18 protein-coding genes are annotated in these 21496 nt (G+C 50.4%); 2 read left to right on the forward strand and 16 right to left on the reverse strand.

The features are described 5' to 3' along the window. Nucleotides 1-43: 43 nt before the first annotated feature. From DFR60_RS24655 to coaBC, 10 genes are all read right to left on the reverse strand, one after another. The gene (locus DFR60_RS24655) at nt 44-1540 is read right to left on the reverse strand and encodes a response regulator transcription factor (protein WP_110325269.1); all 1497 of its coding nucleotides are present in this window, start codon (nt 1538-1540) and stop codon (nt 44-46) included. After that, entirely contained in the window at nt 1515-3404 is a 1890-nt protein-coding gene (locus tag DFR60_RS24660; protein ID WP_110325271.1) for a sensor histidine kinase, read from the reverse strand. Before DFR60_RS24660 ends, DFR60_RS24655 begins: the two co-directional genes overlap by 26 nt. Nucleotides 3405-3596: 192 nt before the next feature. After that, entirely contained in the window at nt 3597-4499 is a 903-nt protein-coding gene (locus DFR60_RS24665; protein WP_002603581.1) for a MetQ/NlpA family ABC transporter substrate-binding protein, read from the reverse strand. 130 nt (nt 4500-4629) lie between these two features. Further along, complete coding sequence (locus DFR60_RS24670; protein ID WP_002603580.1) at nt 4630-5295, reverse strand: methionine ABC transporter permease; 666 nt, start codon at nt 5293-5295, stop codon at nt 4630-4632. Further along, a complete protein-coding gene (locus DFR60_RS24675) occupies nt 5285-6307 on the reverse strand; it encodes a methionine ABC transporter ATP-binding protein (protein ID WP_110325273.1) in 1023 nt (340 codons plus the stop codon). The genes DFR60_RS24670 and DFR60_RS24675 overlap by 11 nt, the downstream gene beginning before the upstream one ends. Before the next feature lie 458 nt (nt 6308-6765). Next, entirely contained in the window at nt 6766-8169 is a 1404-nt protein-coding gene (locus DFR60_RS24680; RefSeq protein WP_110325275.1) for a Sapep family Mn(2+)-dependent dipeptidase, read from the reverse strand. 34 nt (nt 8170-8203) lie between these two features. Then, complete coding sequence (locus DFR60_RS24685) at nt 8204-8656, reverse strand: GatB/YqeY domain-containing protein (RefSeq protein WP_110325277.1); 453 nt, start codon at nt 8654-8656, stop codon at nt 8204-8206. Between the two features lie 41 nt (nt 8657-8697). Then, a complete protein-coding gene (locus DFR60_RS24690; RefSeq protein WP_110325279.1) occupies nt 8698-10290 on the reverse strand; it encodes a peptide chain release factor 3 in 1593 nt (530 codons plus the stop codon). 392 nt (nt 10291-10682) lie between these two features. Next, nucleotides 10683-11507 carry an alpha/beta hydrolase gene (locus tag DFR60_RS24695; protein WP_110325281.1) on the reverse strand — a complete coding sequence of 275 codons (825 nt, stop codon included), beginning with the start codon at nt 11505-11507 and terminating at the stop codon, nt 10683-10685. 28 nt (nt 11508-11535) lie between these two features. Then, nucleotides 11536-12735, reverse strand: a complete 1200-nt coding sequence (gene coaBC, locus DFR60_RS24700) for a bifunctional phosphopantothenoylcysteine decarboxylase/phosphopantothenate--cysteine ligase CoaBC (RefSeq protein WP_110325283.1) — start codon at nt 12733-12735, stop codon at nt 11536-11538. A gap of 249 nt (nt 12736-12984) precedes the next feature. Between coaBC and DFR60_RS24705 the strand changes: the two genes are divergently transcribed. Both DFR60_RS24705 and sigG read left to right on the forward strand, forming a co-directional pair. Beyond that, entirely contained in the window at nt 12985-13749 is a 765-nt protein-coding gene (locus tag DFR60_RS24705) for a type III pantothenate kinase (protein WP_110325285.1), read from the forward strand. Between the two features lie 199 nt (nt 13750-13948). Continuing rightward, complete coding sequence (gene sigG, locus DFR60_RS24710) at nt 13949-14725, forward strand: RNA polymerase sporulation sigma factor SigG (RefSeq protein WP_002603571.1); 777 nt, start codon at nt 13949-13951, stop codon at nt 14723-14725. A 173-nt stretch (nt 14726-14898) separates the two neighbouring features. Here sigG and DFR60_RS24715 read toward each other — a convergent pair whose 3' ends face one another. The 6 genes from DFR60_RS24715 to DFR60_RS24740 all read right to left on the reverse strand — a co-directional run bounded on the left by DFR60_RS24715 (nt 14899) and on the right by DFR60_RS24740 (nt 21303). Continuing rightward, nucleotides 14899-17217 (reverse strand): M56 family metallopeptidase, encoded by a 2319-nt coding sequence (locus DFR60_RS24715; protein ID WP_110325287.1) that lies wholly within the window; start codon nt 17215-17217, stop codon nt 14899-14901. Beyond that, nucleotides 17217-17612, reverse strand: coding sequence for a BlaI/MecI/CopY family transcriptional regulator (locus DFR60_RS24720; RefSeq protein ID WP_432764129.1), 396 nt, complete (start codon nt 17610-17612; stop codon nt 17217-17219). The genes DFR60_RS24715 and DFR60_RS24720 overlap by 1 nt, the downstream gene beginning before the upstream one ends. Nucleotides 17613-17790: 178 nt before the next feature. Next, nucleotides 17791-19140 carry an RsiV family protein gene (locus tag DFR60_RS24725; RefSeq protein ID WP_110325291.1) on the reverse strand — a complete coding sequence of 450 codons (1350 nt, stop codon included), beginning with the start codon at nt 19138-19140 and terminating at the stop codon, nt 17791-17793. Beyond that, the gene (locus DFR60_RS24730; RefSeq protein ID WP_110325319.1) at nt 19137-19619 is read right to left on the reverse strand and encodes an RNA polymerase sigma factor; all 483 of its coding nucleotides are present in this window, start codon (nt 19617-19619) and stop codon (nt 19137-19139) included. Before DFR60_RS24730 ends, DFR60_RS24725 begins: the two co-directional genes overlap by 4 nt. Nucleotides 19620-19875: 256 nt before the next feature. Next, complete coding sequence (rsiV, locus tag DFR60_RS24735) at nt 19876-20751, reverse strand: anti-sigma-V factor RsiV (protein WP_110325293.1); 876 nt, start codon at nt 20749-20751, stop codon at nt 19876-19878. A gap of 60 nt (nt 20752-20811) precedes the next feature. Then, on the reverse strand, nt 20812-21303 hold the full coding sequence (locus DFR60_RS24740) for an RNA polymerase sigma factor (protein WP_110325295.1): 492 nt from the start codon (nt 21301-21303) through the stop codon (nt 20812-20814). Nucleotides 21304-21496: the final 193 nt, after the last annotated feature.

Genomic DNA, 21496 nt, shown 5'->3' on the forward strand with positions numbered 1-21496 from the left:
AGTATTTTAACTTCTTTTCAGTCCACAGCTTTTTTATCTATCACTATTCTGACTTTCTGTCACTTTGTTGACATCTCGTCATTTCCGGCGTCACTCCCATATAGTCGTGATACACCTTTGAAAAATAGCTCGGCGCGGCATATCCCACCGCGTACGCAACCTCATAAATCCGCATATCCGTGCAGAGCAGCAGCTCCTTCGCCTGATTCAGCCGGTAAAGCATCAGATAAACGGAGAAATTCTTTCCCGTCTCCGATTTAAACCGGCGGCTTAAATATTCCGGCGACCGGTAGACCGCCTGGGCCACCTCCTTTAAGGAGAGATCCTGGTTCCCGTAGTTGTCGTGGATGTACTGTATCGCCTCCCTGACACTCTGGGAATAGTTCAAATAGTTATCAGAGTAAAGCTCCTCTATGATATAAGTGCAGAATTCCCGGCATTTATCGAGGGTCCATCCTCTGTCGATCTCCGGCTCCTCCTGGCTGTTTTTACAGTATTCCAGGAAAATCTCCTCCAGCCCCATAACGAAGCTCATACAGGCCTCCTTGGCCCAGCCCACGTCCTGGCACGGAACATGAACAAAAAAGGAAAACCACTGGTCAATATCTTGATTCAGCGTATCCCTGTCCTCGTGCATGACGCGGTTTAAGAGCTTCCGGCATTCCTTTTTAATTGTATTCCGTTCCAGCCGCTCGCCGTTTTCCGCTATTTTTGCCGGAAAGAATCCCTTTTTATAGAAGAAATCGTACTGCAGCATCCGCTCCGCCTCTTCGATTCCTCCCATCACCCGGTCGATTCCGTGCAGGCTCCGGCTGGAAACAATGATCCCAGGCTCCCGTTCATTCCAGTAACTCACAAAGGCCTGAACGGCTTCCTTCAGCAGTTCCCCGCTTTCCGCCTGCAGGATCAGGTAAATACTCTCATTTCTCAGCACCGGCCGCAGAATATGAAGCTTCTGATCCCTGATAAACCCGTCCAGCTTCTCCTTCTGTCCTTCACTGCTCCGGCTTCTCAACGCCACGACGACGAAGTCCAGTTCCTCCATAAAATGGTGTTTCTGCCAGAACAACCGGATAAAGGCATCGTCGTCCAGGCGGTGGCAGCAGGTGAAGATATCGAGATAGCCGTTTGAGTAGCAGTCCTCCTCCTTCGCTTCCAGAAGGGCCGCCCGCTCGCTCTCGATCTCTAAGAGCGCTTCCAGAATGTCCTGTCCGCGAAGCTCTGACTTTAAAAAATACTTCTTGGCTCCATAGGTAATGGCCTCCCGGGCATAAGAAAATTCCGCATAGTTTGTCAGGATGATAAACGAGACGTACGGCATCTTTTCCAGAAGCTTCTTCATCAGCATCAGGCCATCCATCCCCGGCATTTTGATATCGGTGATCACTGTATCCACATGGTGTTCCAGCGCCAGTTCCAGGGCATCGTTTCCGTTTTCCGCCACTCCCACGATCTCAAAATCCGGATGATTACCGCGTTCAATGCTGAATTGTATCCATTCTCTGATGGGTGTTTCATCGTCCGCTATCAGTATTTTCATCTAAATTCTTTCCTCTCATATTTACCGGCATACTTAAGATCACCTCGGTTCCCACACCTTCCTCGCTTAAGATCCGGATCCCGTATTCTTCGCCGAAATTCAGCTTTAATCTCTCGTTCACATTGCGCAGGCCAACCTTGTTCATATTCATGCCCTTATCCAGGACAGTGCTTAATTTATCCTCATCCATGCCGATTCCGTCGTCCTTTACACTGATACAGAGCGTCCTGGGGCGTGTTTGAAAATTGCTTTCTGTCAGATGTACGTCAGCATCGAGATAGCTCCTGATTACGATATGGCAGACCTGCTTCTTCTGAAGACTGTAAAAGATTGCATTTTCCACAATGGGCTGCAGTATAAAATCCGGGACAATACAGGAAAGCGTATTTTCCGGCATGTCGAACTCCACCTCGAAACGGTCCCGGTATCTTGCCTTCTGGAGGTCAATATAATAGAGGAGAGTCTCCCGCTCCTCTCTCAGGCTAATCATTTTCTCGGAACTGGAGAGCGTCTTTCTCAGTATTTTGGAAAAATCAATCAGCATCTTCTCGGCGGCCTCATTTTTTCCCATCTCCACATAAAACCGAATAGAGCTGAGCGTATTGTAGATAAAATGCGGGTTGATCTGCGTCTGTAAAAAGTCCAGCTGCAGCAGATGTTTTTTCCGCTCCATCACGCCGATCTCATCGACCTGGCTCTCCAGCTTCCCGACCATGTAATTGAAGGAATCAGCGATCTCGGAAAGCTCCCCTTTTCCCTTTTCCGCCTCCTCGATCCTGGCCTGAAGTTCTCCGCGGGCCACCATGTCCATCTTATTCTTTATGGCGTCGATCGGCTTTAATATCACCCGGAGGGAGACGGCTGTCACCGGCAGAAAACAGACGGCGAACACTGCCAGCAGCAGAAAGGAGAAGAACGTCATCCTGTCGATCGGCGCAAAGAGATGGTGGATATCCGCATTCTCCAGCAGGAACCACTCCGTTCCTGAGATATTCTCATAGAAATAGACATTATCCGGAAATGCCTTCGATATCCCATAACCGGAGCCAAGGGCCTCCCGGTTCTGGATGACGATATCATTTTTCTGGTAGGGCAGCCCGATATGGTTCTTATTCTTGCCGGACAGCACGATGCCTTCCGCGTCCACTATGCAGTAATCCCTGTCTTTTTCAATCATGTCCGAATAGGAATCGTACAGAACCACCTCGCTGAACTGCATCAGGGCATAACCGCAAACACTGCCGCTTAACAGGTCCTTAATTGGCTGGGTCAGGTAAAAGCTGTGGCGGTAAAGCCCCTGCTCCTGCCCACTCTGCAGCGGCCCGCCCAGATATCGATTGTCCTTCGGATTTTTCTGCTCCAGAAGCGCCGCCTGCTTAAGCGCCTCCCTGGCCTCCTCCTCCGGCAGCTCCGGAGAGTCACTGGCATAACGCAGCTCATCCAGATCGTAAATATAGATCCGGAACTTATTGCCTTTCTTATAATTCCCGTAAATCTCATCGCGGATATACGCGTCGATCTCTTCCGTGTCCCCCTCACCGCCTACGATCCAGTCGATCACGCGGGTGTTTTCCGTAATCTTTTCCAGACTTTCCTTAAGACTCCGGATGGTCTCGGCCGGCTGCCGGATCGTCTGGTTTAAGATCGAACGGTGCAGACTGATGATCTCATCCCCCACCACGCTCTTGGAAAACCTGGTCATCATGAACACCAGAACGCCCACCAGTATGATGATCAGCAGAAGCATCTTCAGGAAATAACGCTTCATATAGCTGAGTCTTCTTCCGGAACCTTTCGGCGCCGCATGCTTCATCTCCCGGATGCTGTCACTGATCCGGCTTCGTATCTCGTTCCATCCCCTCATATGGTTCTCCGGCAGCCGTGCAGGGCTGCATACTCTTCTATTTTAATATGGTTATACTTTACCACAGAGAATATGGATTTTCAATGACGTCTGAGCAAAGATTGCCGCCCGCCAGACCCCTGCTCCGCCGCATTTTGCCAAAAAAAGAACAGCCCGCCAATAATCCGGCGGTACTGTTCCCATTTACATATCTTAGAATAACGGAACTACTGCACCCTGATACGTGTCTTCAATATACTTCTTTACGGTATCGCTTGTCAGCGCATCAATCAGAGCCAGAGTCGCGTCGGATTTCTCCTCGCCTGCGCGAACCGCTACGACGTTGCCGTATGTGGTGGCTGCGATCGACTGGGAATCCTCGGTAACCAGAGCATCCGTCACCTTTAAGCCTGCCTCGATGGCGTAGTTGCCGTTGATAACGGCGATGTCCACATCACCCAGGGAGCGCGGAAGCTGTGCGGCCTCGATTTCCATGATCTTTAAGTTCTTGTCATTCTTTACAATGTCATTCTTTGTTGCTTCCAGACCAACGCCTTCCTTTAACTCGATCAGGCCGTTGTCAGACAGGAGGAGAAGCGCTCTCGCTTCGTTGGATACGTCGTTCGGTACCGCTACCTGCGCTCCGTCCGCTAAATCTGCCAGGGAAGCGGTCTTTCCTGCATAGATTCCGAACGGTTCGTAGTGGATTGCACCTGCGGATACGAGATCCGTGCCGTTTTCCTGATTGAACTGCTCTAAGTATGGGAAGTGCTGGAAGTAGTTGGCATCCAGATCACCGGATTCCAGCGCCAGATTCGGCTGTACGTAATCGGTGTACTCCTTGATTACCAGATCGTAACCCTTTTCCTTTAAAATGTCCTTGGCTGCCTTTAATATCTCTGCGTGAGGTGCCGGGGAAGCTCCCACCACCAGCTTCTTTAATTCTCCGGCTGCTGCCGTTGTCTCATCGGCCGGTGCAGCGCTTTCGGTCTCCTTGGACTCTGTAACAGCCGCTGTTGTCGTCTCGGCATTCGTCTCCTTGCTGTTTCCACCGCAGGCGGTCAGTGCTCCCGCTGCAAGCAGTGCGGCAGCCAGTACGTAAAGTGATTTTTTCATAATTGTTTCCTCCTTTTTGTTGTGCAGTTTCCTGCGCCTCTTGATTGCTACGGTGACTCGTGCGCAAAGCGTGCGAGTGATCGTTTTTATGGTAACGCCTTACGGCCATTACTTCTTTATGATCTATGATCTAGCGGATTCGCTTATCGCTGACGCGGGACAGCTTCATGCCCGCCTCCTGTATGATCTGGACGATGATAACAAGAATCGCCACGGTTACGAACATCATCTCTGTCTGATAGCGGTAATAGCCGTATTTGATGGCAATATCGCCCAGACCGCCGCCGCCGACAAAGCCGGACATGGCCGAATAGGACAGGATGGTGGTCACCGACAGCGCGGCTCCCACAAGCAGGGAAGGCTTCGCTTCCGGAAGGAGCACCTTCCATACAATCTGCATGGTGGAAGCCCCCATGGACTTGGCTGCCTCGATAACTCCCGCATCCACTTCCTTGAAGGACGACTCCACGACTCTCGCCACATAGGGCGCGGCCGCGATTACCAGCGGCGGGATCACCGCCTTGGCGCCCAGCGTCGTTCCGACGATCTTTTTCGTAAGCGGAATCACCATGATCAGAAGGATGATAAACGGCACCGAACGAAGCAGGTTGATGGCCAGGCCGAGAATCTTCTGAAGCCATGGAACCGGCCGGATTCCGTCCTTATCCGTCACAATCAGGATAATTCCCAGCGGAATCCCGATTAAATAGGCAAAGAAGGAAGATGTGAATGTCATGAACAGTGTCTCCCATATTCCTGTTTTTAACATATCGAATGTAGCAGCATCAAATGTCAAAATCCGTCACCTCCTCAAATGGTACTTTGGCTGTTTTTAAGTAATTGGCCACCCGGTTAGCATCGACCTCATCCTCGGGAAGCTGGATCACCATCTGTCCCATGGCCGTTCCGTTTATGTCGCGCGTCTCCGCGTGGATAATATTCACCGGCACCTTGCAGGCCAGGATCATATTGGATAACACCGGTTCGAAGGAGGAACGTCCGTCGAAGGAGATTCTCACCCGTCTGGACTTTCCAAATCTCGCCGCCTGCTCGGCCGCGTCTCCTAAGATCAGCTGCCGCCCGATCTTCGACTTCGGCTCGGAGAATATCTCCGATACGCTTCCCACTTCTGCGATGTGGCTCTGGTCAATGATGGCCACGCGGTCGCAGATCGCTTCGATGACGGTCATCTCATGGGTGATCACGACTACCGTAACGCCCATGGTTTTGTTGATCTCTTTTAACAGGGCCAGGATCGACTTCGTGGTGTTGGGGTCCAGCGCGCTGGTGGCCTCATCACATAAGAGGATCTTCGGATTGGTGGCCAGTGCCCTGGCGATCGCCACCCTCTGCTTCTGTCCCCCCGAAAGCTGAGACGGATACGCGTCCTTGCGGTCCGCAAGCCCTACAAGCCCTAACAGCTCCATGGCCCGCTCTCTCGCTTCTTTCTTCGGTGCGCCTGCGATCTCCAGCGGGAAGCAGACATTCTGAATGACATTTCTCTGTGCCAGCAGGTTAAACTGCTGGAAGATCATGCCCATGGACTGTCTCGCCTTTCTCTGATCCCGTCTGGACATGGACGCCAGGCTCCTGTTCTCAAACAGGACCTCTCCGGAAGTCGGTACCTCCAGATAATTGATGCATCGTACCAGCGTACTCTTTCCCGCACCGGAAAGACCGATAATTCCAAAAACTTCTCCCTGGCAGATCGTTAGGTTGATGTCGTCCAGCGCCTTGATCGGGCCGCCCGACGTCCTAAACTCCTTGCCCAGCCCCACCAGCTGAATAATTGGTTCTGATGACTGCATGTCTTTCGTTTCCTTTCTTTTCCATACTGTTTAACGGATATGCCCGAATCCGGCAGGCCGGCTCGCACGCCGAAGCACGGCTGCTTCAGCGGCCAGGCTTCCTCAGCGCGAAGTGCGCATACCCGATAAAGGAGCAACTTCCCTATTACACAAAAAGGCCGCAAGCCCTGCACAGACTTGCGACCACAGCGATTCAAGATTCAATCTCCCTGTTTGCCATAAACTTCAATCACAATCCATACAAATGAATATCATTTTCGATTTTTTACGCACATTGACATACGGCACATCATCATGCCGTTCATCATGTACATATTCATCTGCATGGCTTTAAACTGGTTCATAGCGGTTTCTCCCTTCGCCTATTCCTATAGTTCGACTAGGATTTTAACTTATGAGGCGTATTTTACGCTACATCATACCATTTGTCAAGTGTTAATTCGTCTGACAGACAGATTTTAGGAACAGAGATCGATAATTACCTGTGCAAACATCTTTGCACTTACGATCAGTTCCTCGATGACTGCGAACTCATCGGCTCCGTGCATGCGGTTATCCGTCTCCGGCATGGCGGCGCCAAAAGCGACTCCGTTCTTCAGCTCGTGAACGTAGGTACCGCCTCCGATGGCGATACACTCTCCCTTACGGCCTGTGTACTCCTCGTAGGTGCGAAGAAGCGTGCTGATGAATTCGGAATCTCCATCCACGTGATGAGGCGGCCTCATGGAGTCATTCAGAAGGGTAAATCCTTTTTCCGCCATCTTTGCCTTTGCTACATCCAGTACATTCTCTTTTGTGGCGCAGATCGGGCATCGGCTGTCGAAGGTACCATCCAGCTCGCTGTCAGAGATGGTGAGCAGGCTGAATGCCAGCGTTAAATCTCCTGAGACCTCATCGCTCATGGCGATTCCCAGAGCCTTACCGGAGGTGTCGCCGTGAGGAATCAGTTCCAGAAGGCGGTGAGTGGTACTGATCTGCTCGCAGGCCGCAAACGGCAGTCTCTGAATCAGGACAAGAAGACCTGTCAGCGCGTTGTTGCCCTCTTCCGGTTTGGACGCATGAGCGCCTTCACCGATGGCTGTGATCGTCGCAAAATCTTCCTCCACTTCGAATTCAAAACGGATTCCTGTTTCTCCGGTCACTGCCTCAGCGGCCTTCTCCATTACCTCCACATCGATTCCCTGAACCACAGCACGGGCTTTTCCCGGCACTACATTGACCTTTAAGCCGGCTTCCACGGATACCAGCTTCGGCAGTGCCTCAGACGGAGCGAAGGAAGCGGTGAAGTGACCGTTTAATGAGCCTTTTTCCGTGTTGACCACCGGGTAGGAGCCGTCCGGTGAAAATGTCATCGGAGCCTCTTTTTCAATCGCATAGTAATGCGCAATGTCAGAGCTTCCGCACTCCTCGTCGGTTCCCAGAATCAGGCGTGCATTCTTCTTAAGAGGGACTCCCAGCTCTTTCACGGCTCTCATGGCGTAGAGCGCTGCGACTGCCGGTCCCTTGTCATCCGCGGTGCCGCGTCCAAAGAGCTTATCGCCCTTTACCACCGGCTCAAACGGTTCTGTTTCCTTCCAGCCTTCTCCTGCCGGGACGACATCGAGATGGGCCAGAATATCCAGCTGGCGTTCTTTATCATTCAGGTCTGCGGTTCCAACGTAATTATCGTAATTGGTGATGGAGAAACCATAGGCCTCAGCCATGGAAAGTGCCTCAGACAGTGCGGTAAATGCACCCTGGCCGTATGGCATGCCTTCTTTATACGGCATTTTCTCACTGTTAATGCGGCACAGAGTACAGATGTCATCAAGCATCTCCTGTCTGTGTGCCTCGATAAACTCTTCAATCTCTTTTCTGTACATGTCTTATCCTTTCCTGCGGCGGTAAAGCCGCGTGTTATTTCATCATGGAAGCCAGAATCTCATTAACCACCTTGCCGTCCGCCTTGCCTTTTACCTTCGGCATTAGGACTTTCATAATCTTTCCCTTGTCTGACGGCGCCGGCTTTTCGATCCCCAGCTCAGCCAATACGGCTGTCACTACCTCACGGATCTGCTCCTCGCTCATATCCTCGGGCGCAAATTCCTTATAAACTGACAGGCGGTAAGCCGCCTCCTCGCGGATGTCATCCCGGTCCGCAGGCGCTGTATCAAAGGTCTCCTGGGACTGCTTGATCTCTTTCTTCACAACCGTATTCGCCTCGTCCTCGGTAATCGGCTCGTGATCCTTTTTATCGATTTCGAAATTCTTCAGTGCAGAAAGAAGCATGGATAATGCATCTTTCCTCTGCTTGTCTTTCGCCTTCATGGCTTCTACCATCGCTGCCCTGACTACATCAATCTTACTCATATCTGCTGCCTCCTTATTAATTTACGCTGTCTGAACTGTTACTAATTTTTACCGAACTCACTGAGCTTCAGGCCCGGATTGCGGTCCAGAACCATGCCCACGCTCCAGCTGTTGACAAACAGCAGAAGCGGATTATCCTTCAAATCCTTGATGCGCTTCATGTCGGAGGTTCCCTGAATCTTCGCCACATCAATCTCATTCTTATTCTCTATCCAGCGGATGTATTCATACGGGAGCTTCTCCAGCTTGACTTCCACGTTGTACTCATTTTCCAGACGGTAGGTGAGAACCTCGAACTGCAGTTCGCCGACTACTCCGACGATGATCTCCTCCATGCCCGTATTGAACTCCTGGAAAATCTGGATGGCGCCTTCCTGGGCGATCTGGTTCACGCCCTTTATAAACTGCTTCCGCTTCATGGTGTCCATCTGGCGCACTCTGGCAAAATGCTCCGGCGCAAACGTGGGGATTCCCTCGTATTCAAACTTCTCATTGGACAGGCACAGCGTGTCTCCGATGGAGAAAATCCCCGGATCAAAAACGCCGATAATATCGCCTGCGTACGCTTCCTCCACGATCTTTCTGTCCTGAGCCATCATCTGCTGCGGCTGGGACAGCCGGAGTTTCCTTCCGCCCTGTACGTGGTTTACCTCCATGCCGGCCTCAAACTTTCCGGATACGATTCGCATAAATGCGATTCTGTCACGGTGGGCCTTATTCATGTTCGCCTGGATCTTAAACACAAAGGCCGAAAATTTCTCTTCAAACGGATCGATCACACCCTTATCCGCCAGTCTCGGCAGCGGCGTTGTCGTCATCTGAAGGAAATGCTGTAAAAATGTCTCCACGCCGAAATTCGTCAGCGCCGATCCGAAAAATACCGGTGATAAGTTCCCTTTCCCGACACGATCCATATCCAGTTCGTCACTGGCTCCATCCAGCAGTTCGATGTCCTCCATCAGCTGGTGGTGGTAATCCTCGCCGATCAGCCAGTCCACCTGGGGATCGCCTAAAAGTACCTCGGTGGCATCAACCGTCTTCTGTCCGCCCATAGCGGCCTGGAAGGTGGTGATCGTCTTCTTGTTTCTGTCGTAGACACCCTTAAACTCATGGCCGCAGCCGATCGGCCAGTTGACCGGACAGGTACGGATTCCAAGCACCGTCTCGATCTCGTCCATCAGTTCAAACGGATCCCTGGCTTCCCGGTCCATCTTGTTGATAAAGGTAAATATGGGGATGTGGCGCATGACACAGACCTTGAACAGCTTGATCGTCTGCGCCTCAACACCCTTGGAACCGTCTATGACCATGACCGCGGAATCCGCCGCCATAAGGGTCCGGTATGTGTCCTCCGAGAAATCCTGATGCCCCGGGGTATCCAGGATATTAATGCAGTATCCATCGTAATTGAACTGCATTACCGAGGAGGTAACGGAAATACCTCTCTCCTTCTCGATCTCCATCCAGTCTGAGACCGCATGCTTTGCCGCCTTTCTTCCCTTAACGGAACCGGCCAGATTAATGGCGCCTCCGTAAAGCAGAAACTTTTCCGTCAATGTCGTCTTACCGGCATCAGGGTGGGAAATGATGGCAAAGGTTCTTCTCTTCTTTATTTCTTCAGTTATATTCGACAAAATGTTTCCTCCAATTTTACGTGTCAATCTTTTTTATTGTATTATTATTCCATTACAAAGTCAAGATTCATGTGGTGAAGCGGACATTTCTCTTTAACAGGAGTTACAATTCACGGCCCCTTTGCCCGTCCCCGCCGTTCGGTCTGCTCTGACGGTTTGCACTCCGGTTCCTGTGACTTTGCAGGGCATTAGCGGTTCTTAACGCGCAGAATTTTTCGTTCAGGGGAAATGCCCACCTGTTTGAGCGTAGCGAGTTTGGGCATTTTCACTGGCTTTTAGAAAAACATTGCACGTTTAGAACCGTTTATGCCCGAAACCGGAACAGGAACCGGAGTGCAAACCGTCAGAGCAGACCGAACGGCGGGGACGGGCAAAGGGGCCGTGAATTGTACCTAACAGGACGCCTCGAAATGCTTCAGCCACATTTTCACAAGAGGAATCCAGCTCTGGCACTGTTCCACCACCTGGAAGCCGTTCCCGGCCGTCTCCTCGTCGGCCAGAGAAAGCCCGTGGCCGCCAGTGGGATAGATATGAAGTTCAAAGTTGACATTCTTCCGTTTCATGGCGGCTGCCAGAAGCAGGCTGTTTTCCACAGGAACGTTTTCGTCCGTATACGTATGCCAGATAAATGCCCTCGGCGTCTGTTCCGTCACAAAATTCTCCAGGGAAACCGCATCTCTCTGTTCCTGGGTCACGTCGTCCCCAAGCAGACGCTTAAAGGAGTTCACATGCGCGTACTCGCCGCCTGTAATGACCGGATAACAAAGGATCAGGCCATCCGGGCGAATCTGTGCGGGTGTTCTGCCGATCGCATCATATACCAGCTCATTGTCCCAGAATACGCCGAGACTGCAGGCCAGATGGCCCGCAGCGGAAGAACCGCACACGATGATCTTTGCCGGATCGACCTTCCACTCTGCCGAGTGTTCCCTGATATAGGCAACCGCTTCCCCAAGCTCTCTCACAGAGGTTGGGAAATGGTTCGGGGCAACGCTGTAGTCGAGAATAAAGGCATGGCATCCCATGGCCATAAACTGAAGCGCCAGGGGCTCACTCTCCCGATCCGATCTCTGCCAGTATCCGCCTCCGGCACAGACGATCACAGCCGGCCGCTTTCTGTCCGGCGCCACACTCACTTCTTTTATCAGATATCCTGTCAGCAGCGCCGGTCCTGTCAGCTGCCCCGGAACTTTGATTTCTTTTTTCTCTGTATTCATGATGATTTTTCCCCTTTGTCATTCCATTTTATTTATCTGCTGATACGGCAAGTATCTCATCCAGCAGCCGGTCGGCGACCTCTTCCTTCGTCATCTTCTCCAGCTCCAGATTCCGCTCTCTCGTGATGATGGTCACGACGTTCGTATCCGTGCCAAAGCCGGCGCCTTCCACCTTCAGATTATTTGCCACAATCATGTCAATATTCTTTTTATCCAGCTTCACCCTGGAATTCTCCAGCATGTTCTGGGTTTCCATGGAAAATCCACAGAGAAACTGACCTTCCCTCCGGTGTGCGCCCAGCCATTTTAAAATGTCATCGGTCCGCTCCAGCTCGATCGCCATATCACCGTCCGTCTTCTTCGTCTTTTCCGTGCCCACTGATTTAGGCCGGTAATCCGCCACGGCCGCCGCCTTAATGATAATATCCTGTTCCGCTGCCGCTGCCGTCACCGCCTCGAACATGTCTCCGGCGCTTTGGATCTCGATCAGTTTTACGAAACGCGGTTTGGGCGTGTCTGTCTTTCCGGTAACCAGCGTCACATCGGCCCCTCGCAGAGCCGCGGCCTTAGCAACGGCATAGCCCATCTTGCCGGTAGAATGGTTGGTGATATAGCGGACCGGATCAATCGCCTCTCTCGTAGGGCCCGCTGTGACGAGAATCTTCTTTCCCTCCAGATCCTTCTGCGCTCCGATCTCCTGTTCAATGTAGTCGAACAGCTCGGCCGGCTCCGGCATCTTTCCCGCTCCCGTATCGCCGCAGGCCAAGTAGCCCACCGCCGGTTTTATCACTTCCATCCCATACTTTTCACAAATCTTTATATTATCCTGAACAATCGGGTTTTCATACATATTCGTGTTCATGGCCGGTGCAATGATCTTCCTGCAGCGGCAGGCCAGCACGGTCGTCGTCAGCATATCATCGGCCAGCCCGTGAGCCAGCTTAGCGACCACGTTGGCGGAAGCCGGGGCAATCATCACCACGTCCGCCTGCTTCGCGAGCGCCACATGCTCCACGCTGAATTCAAAATTCCGGTCAAAGGTATCTACAAGGCATTTATTTCCTGTCAGTGTCTCAAACGTAATCGGATTGATAAAATTAGTCGCATTCTCTGTCATCAGTACATGGACATGGCAGCCCTTTTTCACCAGCATGCTGGCCAGTCCGGCCGTCTTGTATGCCGCGATACTTCCCGTAATTCCCAGAACAACATGTTTTCCTTTCAGCATAAACGTCTCCTGCCTCGCTTCTTTTTATTTCTGCTTACATTGTTATTTTGACTAAAATGTGGTAAACTCGTGAAAAACCTCACTAAGTTCATGAAAAACCTCACTAAGTGCTCATAGTATACCATTCGTACTAAACTCGTGAAAGACCTCGTTAAGTACTCAGGTATGACTCGCACTAAGTTCGTGAAAAACCTCACTAAGTGCTCATAGTATACCATAACCTCTAAATTTTGGAAAGGAGTTCCCTTTATGATTTTAGCAATTGACATGGGAAACAGCAATATTGTAATCGGCGGTATTGATGACAGCCGCACCTGGTTTGTGGAGCGTGTCACCACGAACCTTGGGAAGACAGACCTGGAATACGCAGTTAATATCAAAGACATTATGGCTATCCATAACCTGCCGCTTTCCTCGATTGAAGGGGCCGTGGTCTCTTCCGTCGTTCCGCCGCTGACGGACGTGGTGCTCTCTGCAGTTAAGAAAATCACCGGAAAGACGCCTATGCTGGTTGGCTCCGGCATGAAAACGGGACTTAATATCATCATGGATAATCCGAAGACCGTGGGAAGCGACTTAATTGTAGACGCCGTGGCTGCGCTTAAGGATTACCCGTCTCCCATCATCATCATCGACATGGGAACCGCCACCACCATGTCCGTCATTGACAGGGCGGGCAACTATACGGGCGGCATCATTTTCCCGGGTCTACGGGTTTCTCTGGATTCTTTGAGCAGCCGTGCGGCTCAGCTTCCCTACATCGGTTTAAACAGACCGGCCCGGGTCATCGGCAAGAATACCATCGACTGCATGAAAAACGGTATTCTCTATGGCAATGCCGCCATGATTGACGGCATCATCGACCGCATGCAAGAAGAGCTGGGACAGGCCGCAAGCCTCGTAGCCACAGGCGGTCTTGCCCCTTCCGTCCTCCCTCTCTGCCGTCATAAAATCAATTACGATGAGGCGCTTTTATTAAAAGGTCTCCTCATTCTTTACGAAAAAAACAAATAAAATCCGCAGCTCACGCGGCGGACCGCAAACGTTCATTGGCTCATCTGCGCACCTGATGCATGAGCCAATGCGATAAACAGGCACTTTGCGGACCGCCGCCAGAAAATGGAAATAAAATTTAAATCTGGCATCGTATAAAAGCCTCCGAATAAGTACATCATTCCTTTATGACTAAAAAGAATGATGCGGAGGGAAAGACATGCCTGTATACAAAGTAGAGATCTGCGGCGTTAACACTTCAAAGCTGCCCCTTTTAAACAACGAAGAAAAAGAAGCCTTATTTAAGAGGATCCTGGATGGCGATATGGAAGCCAGAGAGGAATATATTAAGGGTAACTTAAGACTGGTTCTCAGCGTCATACAGCGTTTTTCAGGCAGTAACGAAAATGTGGACGACTTGTTCCAGATTGGCTGCATCGGCCTGATCAAAGCCATTGACAATTTTGACATTACACAGAACGTACGCTTTTCAACGTATGCCGTTCCCATGATACTGGGCGAGGTACGCCGCTATCTTCGGGATAACAATTCGATCCGTGTCAGCCGTTCCTTACGCGACACCGCCTATAAAGCCATCTATGCAAAAGAAAATCTCATGAAGAAAAACTTAAAAGAGCCTACCATCATGGAAATCGCCAATGAAATCGGAGTCAGCAAGGAGGACATCACCTATGCTCTGGATGCCATTCAGAGCCCTGTCAGCCTGTACGAGCCTGTATATTCCGACGGCGGCGATCCACTCTTCGTCATGGACCAGATCAGCGACAAAAAGAATCTGGAGGAAAACTGGGTGGAGGACATCTCCTTAAATGAAGCCATGAAACGCCTTCCCGAACGGGAACGCCACATTATCGACATGCGCTTCTTTGAAGGAAAGACCCAGACTGAGGTGGCGGAGGAGATCCATATCAGCCAGGCCCAGGTCAGCCGTCTGGAAAAAAACGCATTGAAAAGCATGAAGGGATACCTTTCGTAAAATATAGAGAGAAATACGTAATCAGATAGAAGTATTGAACTGCATTTCCGTTATGAACCTAAAACAGGAAGGGAATTCAATAATTTTGAATTTCCTTCCTGTTTTAAGTTTTTATTTTTAGTTTCGTCTACAAGCTGATCACTATATTCACAGGTCTAACACTGCAATGTCTTCTACAAGTCCCCCGCCGCCAGCGGAATCTCATAATTCACATACTCCCGGTTCCCCGACAGATTCACGAACTTCATCGCAAGCTTCCCGTCAGCCGCAGATGCCGCCACGCACTCATAATTCTTCGCGTCGTATCCGCACTTATCGTAATACTTAACCTCATCAAAGTGACCTTCCCGCGTCAGCACAATGGCTGGTTTCTCCGCGCTTAACAGATAGAAGGTTCCATCCACCACGGATATCAGGTTTCCGTTAAAATCTCCCAGCTTTGTTATCTCACTGAAATCAGGCTTCATGCGGTAAATCGGGCGCGGGAACTCCATGGCATTTTTCCAGCCTTCATAATAGAGATAGCCGTTGTCGTAGGACAGCCCCCTGCACACCGAATAGTCGATCCCGGCTACCCGGCGGTCGCTGCCATCCGTGCGGATGCCGATCAGGGAATGAGATTTAAAGCTCAGCCGATCCTCCTTTGCCGCCCCGTAATAGTAGATCCTTCCTTCTGCCAGAACCATCTTCTGGCTTTCCGGCTGTCCCATGATCACCATGGGATCCAGAACCTGGACAGATCCCCCTGCATTTCTCACCAGCTCCAGCCGGTCATATGGAAAATGAAGACTTTCCGGCTCTTTTCCATCCTGCAGTTCAAATTCAAGAGCTGTCTGCGGAGTTCTGAGGAAGTAATCAGCGCCGTCGGTCGTAAACAAGTACCGCCGCTCTTCGATCTCTCCGCTGTTATTTTCCACCATTGCACCGTCTCCGGCGAATAAGTATGCCTGATGCATCACCATATCGTCCGGATGGTACCAACCGTAAAATACATCCACCAGCTTTCCCGTCAATCCTCCATTACTCGAGGAGGTCCCCATACCTCCAAGTACGGCGATGCTTCCGTCGGCAAGCTTTTCCACATCGTAATCAATAAAAGAACTTCCGGCTGCCGGATTCTTACCCACGAAAGAATCTTCTCTGTGAACGCTGTCTTCCGATTCCGGTTCCTTTTTCACCGCATCAAGCGCGCTGGTTACGGCCTCCAAATCGATGGTTCCCGTATCATCCGGCCCAATGATTAAGTTCGGCACCCATTTTCCGTCTTCAAGCTGAAAACTGAACAGGCCGCAGCTTCCATGGAAAATAATCTGATCCTTTGAGGCGTAATCTATGGTAATGGTACTTTCCAGCCCCTTTTCCAATACCTGCCCGGAGAGCCAGGAGGTATCCGGCATTTCCACAGGCATGGCCGGCGTCTCTCCGTCATCCTTACCTGCAATGAAAATGCTGGTAGGACCGTCTCCGCCTCCAATGATGGAAACCGCCTCCGGATCCACGGGTTTTTCCCTGACTGTCATGAGGCACAGCACGGCCGCTGCCGTTACGATCACGGCGCAGAGCGTGATCCAGAAGCCCGCTTTCTTATAGTTTAACACATTCTTTATTCTCGATTTCGTATGGCTCTCTCCAAAGGCCAGGGGCAGGCGCGCTCCGCTGCCTTTCTCCGCAGCAGACAGGAGTGCCAGCGAGTACTGCCTCTTTCCGCCCTCTCCCAGCTCGCTCACCACCGCCTCGTCACAGGACATCTCCATGTCCTTGCAAAGCAGATGAAAGCTTATATGGGCGATGGGGTTAAACCAGTGCACGATAACCATCAAAAGCCCCAGAAGCTTAACGATATAGTCACGACGCCGGATATGGATCCGTTCATGCCTCAAGACACACTCCCGTTCCATCTCCGTTAAGTTTGAAGGCAGGTAGATCACGGGACAGAATATTCCCATGACAAAGGCGCCGGGAATCTGGTCGGATTCATAAATCCCGTGTTCTGGTCTCCAGCCTTTTTCATTTTCATGATCCGGATCAGGCTCCTGAACCTTCACTGCCGTTCCAAGCCTCCATTTCAAGCGGATATACCCGGCAAAATGGAAAAGAAAGAAGACCAGCATTCCCGCCTCCCAGACTACCAGCATCACAAACAGCAGGATCTGTATGGGATTGACCGACATATAGAGATTGGTCACGGTCATGGTCTGTTCCAGAACCTGGTTCACGGGACGGTCTATAAAGAAGACCCCCGAATCAATGGAGGGCGTGTTTTCATAGATGAGCCGCTCCTCCAGGGGATTTGAATAAAACGGCAGCAGGCTGTAAGCCGACTGGAGAGAAAACGGGCATAAAAAGCGAAAGATCACCACCAGCCACAGCACACAGGAAAACTGCTTGGGAAGCCTCTTATACAGCAGGCGCAGCGCCATCACCAAAAGGGCGGCAAAGCCTGCGGTAATGCTCATGTTCAAAAGAGTGATCATCATCTGATCTACAGCCATTACTTCACCGCCTTTTCTATCATCTGTCTGATTTCCTCCGCTTCCTTCTCTGTCAGCTTTCTGTCCTTCAGAAAAGCAGTCACAAAGGCGGGCAGAGAACCGTCAAAGTTTCTGTCCACTACCGTCTCACTCTCGTACTTTAAAACCTCTTCCCTGGGAATCAGTGAGCTCACGATGGCCTGTTCATTCTTCACGAAGCCCCTTCCTGCCAGTTTTTTTAAGACCGTATAACAGGTGGACTTCTTCCATCCCAGCTCTTTTCCGCAGATTCTCACAAGCTCCGTGGAATTCACCGGCTCGTTGTCCCAGATCAGGTTCATGAAACGGTATTCGCTCTCATACAGTTTCTTTTCTTCTATTTGATTCTTTTCTTCTATCTGATTCTTTTCACGAATCTCCTTCTTCTCTTCCATGTAAATGCCTCCCTCCAATCCATCATTGCCGCATGGTTCTGGTCTATCGCAGTAGTCCTTTACATTAAGTCTATCACGATAGACCTCTCATGTCAAGCGCATCTTCGGGGAGACTGTCCAGTATCCTTTTCAGAGAGGCCGCCTTTCCCCGCCTTACAGATCAGTAATTGATTCCATTAACGGCCAGTTTTCCATCCACAATACCAAAAGTGATGCCAGGTTTCTTCTCCTCCGACTGCTCCTGCATATGAAACCCTGCCATGCTCGCCTCCAGTGCCGTAATATCCGTATTTTTTATGGAGGATATAAGATCGGCCGTAAAAACCTTCTCTTTTCCGAAAGCGAGAAATTCTTCTCTCGTACTGACCACGACGCCTTCATCTGGAAAACCTATATAGGTAGGGAAGGAGATACAGTCCGCCAGCGCCTCCAGATCCTGTTCTGCGACAGCTTTCTGAATTCTGCCGGCAAAGGCCTCCGCCTCACTCTGATCCACGGAGAAATTATCCAGGCCGCCGGACTCCGCCTGTTCTTCTGTCATACTCTCCTTTGCCGCGGTTTCCATTGGCGCTTTCTCCTCCTCCGCATGCCTTTCGATCTCAAACTCCGGACGTCCGAGCGCCCCGGGCGCAATCTCATACTTTTCAAATACTACGACTGGATTGCCCTTCTCATTGATATAGAACGGGGTATCCGCCGTCACGGTTTCAAAGCCGCCTTCAGCCTTTGTAAAGAATTTCACTTCAGAGTCCGCTTCCTGCGCTTTGATCTGGGCGCGTATGCTCTCATTCGCCTTTTCCATGTAATCCGGTCCTAAAAGGTCCTCCAGGCTCAGATACCTTCCGTTTGTCAGGTCGATATTGTAGTAATACGTTTCGCTGTAGGCGGAGACCCAATTTTCGGATCCGCTGACCGTAAAGGAGAGATGGGAATCGTTCTGGCTTTTCAGTTCATACCATACGCGAATCTGGATATCATGCTCTTTCCACTCCGCTTCCGTTCCGCCCGTATCCAGGAATGCCTTTTTGTACTCCTTTGCCCGTTCTACGGCCGCTGCCGCGTAGGCGTCGCACTTCGCTTTTATTTCCTCGTTGATCTCTTCCGCCAGATTTTTCGTCTCGCCGCGAATCATCTCAATTCCCGGGACCTCCACCGAAATTCCGGCATCATCCGTGTCGGACTGCCACGATTCTGCGGTAAACAGCCTTACGATAGCTCCAATCACCGGAATGCCCCGTATTTCTTCGGCAAACGTCGGGCTGGTATTAACCCCGACGGCGACCACTACCGTCAGTGCAGCCGCAGCAGCCAAACCACAGCCGGAGATCACTCTGCCCCGTCTTCTCCATTTTTTCCTGTCCCGGCGATCCATTGCCGGCCGGTCCGGTACGCCATTTTCTTCTTTTCGCCGCGCGGCGGCCTGCTCAATGGCTGAGGCCACAGTCTCCTCCAACCGGTCCGGGATCGGAATGTTGTCGTATACGTTCTTGCTGTCCTTCAATCTGCTCATATCACCAGCTCCTCCTTTAATGATTTAAGCCCTCTGTACAATTTCGATTTTACAGTGTTTACACTCAGTTCCATAACCTCTGCAATTTCCTGCAGAGACATCTCCTCATAAAATCTAAGTCTGATCACATTCTGGGTATCGGCCGGAAGACGGTCCAACTCTTCAAAGAACCCCTCCGTCTCCCCGTAGCCCGGCTCCACATAGGCGGCCTCTTCGCCCAGCAGTTCATCACTCACAATTTCCCGGTTCTTCTTTCTGACATAGTTCAGGCTCTCATGAACCAGCACTCTGTAAAACCAGGTTTTAATATACGAGATCTCCCGTATCGACTCATAATGCTCCAATGCGCTGCAGATGGCATTCTGAACGATATCCAGCGCGTCATTCTCGTTTCTCACATAGGTATAGGCCAGCCTGTAAAACTTCTTCTGATTTGCAATGATATAATTTACCACAATGTCGTAATGATCCTGTTTCATATTTTGTTTTCTGTCTCCTTTCACAGGCATGCTGTATTTGTTCCCGTCTACTTTATTGACAAACACAGGATGTGAAAAGTTTCATCTCCTGCAATTTTTTATTGAAAGAGTGGGGTCGAAAAATTATATCACTGTATGAGACAGGACGCAACAAAAAAACAGAAGCAGGCATCCGGACTCATTCGTCCAGACGCCTGCTGCTTTGATTTCATGGGAGAATCCGGACAGCCGGACTCTTTATTCCAAAATATCCCAATCAGCCAATATCTCCCGTTACCGATTTCGGGATGGTAAATTCCACAACTCCCATATATCCCGGAGCCACGGTATACTCGTCAAATACGAGCACCAGTTCTCCATTCTCGTTGAAATAGAAGCTCTCGTCACCTGTAATCTGATTGAAGTCCTCTGCGGCCTCCTCGCCGGATTCAAAGAAATACATCTTGGAGTCGTCCGCCGCCATCTGAGCCCTCATCTGCTCTTTTATATTATCGCTGAGAGCCTGAATATAATCCGCTTTATTCCGAAATAAATCCTTCAGGGTTACTACCTGGCCTGTTGCCTTGTCTATTGTAAAGATCTTCACATAATCCGCCCCGCTGGCCATAATCACGGTTGTGTTGATTCGCAGAGACAGATATTTATCATTGTCTGTCACCACCTGATAGTTGGAGGTTACAGAGTAGTGGCCCTCGCCGGCAACGTCCTCTGTCACTTCCTTCTCATATTCGGCGATCAGCTGGTTCGCATACTCCTCGATGGACTTGTTGACCTCTGTGTTCGCCTGATCTCCGATGGATACCTGGGGAATATCGATCTTCGCCTCATAATTATCTTTTGTATCTTCAAAGGTGCGGAAGGTTACCACCTTGGCAATGGTTCCGAGCACAGGAATATTTTCCATGGCGTTTGCGGTAGTAGGGCTTACGTTTGCCATCACGGTGATGGCGAGCAGCGCGGCCGCCGCCGTTAATCCTGTCTTCTTTGTAAACTGTATCACGATTCTCATCCTCTTTTCTTTTTTTGCCTTTTCAATTCCTGCCATTATGTTTTCCCTGGCCGAGGCCGGCACCGGAATGTTATGATATTCTTCTTTTAACTTCTCCAATTTGTTTCTGCTGTCGTTTTCCATAATGTGTCCCCTTTCTGTGACATTTTGGACCTTACTGAGCATCGCGAAGCGTGTTGCCGGTCACGAAGTAAACGGTGACATTTCCGGCTCCAGTTCGATTCTGAGTTTTTTTAGTGCCCGGTACAGTCTTGCTTTTACCGTATTGACATTCAAATCCAGCACCACGGCGATCTCTTCCAGCTTCAGTTCCTCTATAACCTTTAACACCACGATGGTACGGTCTTTTTCATCCAGTGACTTGAGAAGCTCCATCGGATCATCCTCATGATAGACATCCTCGTGGGGGATCTCCACCCCCTCCAGGCCGATGCTCTCCTTCTGTCTCTTCCTCAGAAAATCGACGGCCGTGTTCATCACCACGCGGTAGATCCAGGTAGATAAATAATCCGGCTCCCGCACCTTACTAATATCTTTCATCACCTTATAAGCACTTTCCTGGACAATGTCCAGCGCATCCTGTTCGTTATTCACATAGCTGTAGGCGAGACGATAATACTTTTCATAATTGGTCAGGAGTATTTTCTCAGCTTCAGCATCCAAATTCTTCTTCAAATATTCTTCCTCCTCTCTCCTCTTCTGTCTGTTAGACGTTTCCTGTTCTAAAAAAGTTGCGAAAAATAATCTTATTTATTCAAGTAAAGTAAAAAATGGCACCCGGAAAGCCTTATACCTTTCCGACGTGCCACATTTTATTATTATACTATACATTAAATTATTTTTAAAGAAAAAACGCATAAATATTACA

This window comes from Hungatella effluvii (assembly GCF_003201875.1).
GTDB lineage: Bacteria > Bacillota > Clostridia > Lachnospirales > Lachnospiraceae > Hungatella > Hungatella effluvii.